The sequence below is a fragment of the Dietzia massiliensis genome (genome assembly GCF_018390595.1).
GTDB classification, from domain to species: domain Bacteria; phylum Actinomycetota; class Actinomycetes; order Mycobacteriales; family Mycobacteriaceae; genus Dietzia; species Dietzia massiliensis.
The window spans coordinates 1-461 of sequence record NZ_JAHBAV010000177.1; the positions used below are offsets into that span (position 1 = coordinate 1).

Below are 461 nucleotides of genomic sequence, written 5' to 3' on the forward strand. Positions count from 1 at the left end.
CGCTGGAGGCGATCGCTCGCTCGGTGGGATTCAGCGATCCGGAGCGCATGAGGCGGGCTTTTATCCGCATATTTGGCCTGTCGCCGCAGGCGATCCGCCGGCTCGGCCGCGCGGGATAACTTTTTTGCCACGCCTGGCGGCGGGGCACACCCGAGGAGCAACGGATGTATCAGGATTTCGAGAGCGAATTGAACTGGGCGATGCGCCATATGCCGCGCACCCGGGCGGCGGTGGCGGCGTTGCCGGACCTGCACGGGGTGCGGCTGGCGTGCAATATGCACCTGGATCTGAAAATGGCGCCGCTGGTGGCCGGCCTGCTGGACAAGGGCGCGGCGATCTTTCTGACCACCTGCAATCCCACCACGGTGCAGAACGACGTGGTGGCCTGGCTGGAACGGCGGGGCGCGCAGGCTTACGCCTGGCGTGACATGAACGCCGGCGAGTGGTCGGAATCTTTCGAC

2 protein-coding genes are annotated in these 461 nt (G+C 66.2%); both read left to right on the forward strand.

From position 1 onward, the window contains the following. Positions 1 to 11: 11 nt before the first annotated feature. Positions 12 to 119, forward strand: a complete 108-nt coding sequence (locus KHA85_RS20190) for a hypothetical protein (protein WP_498039901.1) — start codon at positions 12 to 14, stop codon at positions 117 to 119. A gap of 45 nt (positions 120 to 164) precedes the next feature. After that, a partial coding sequence (locus tag KHA85_RS20195) for an adenosylhomocysteinase (protein ID WP_213186664.1) occupies positions 165 to 461 on the forward strand: 297 nt, incomplete at its 3' end.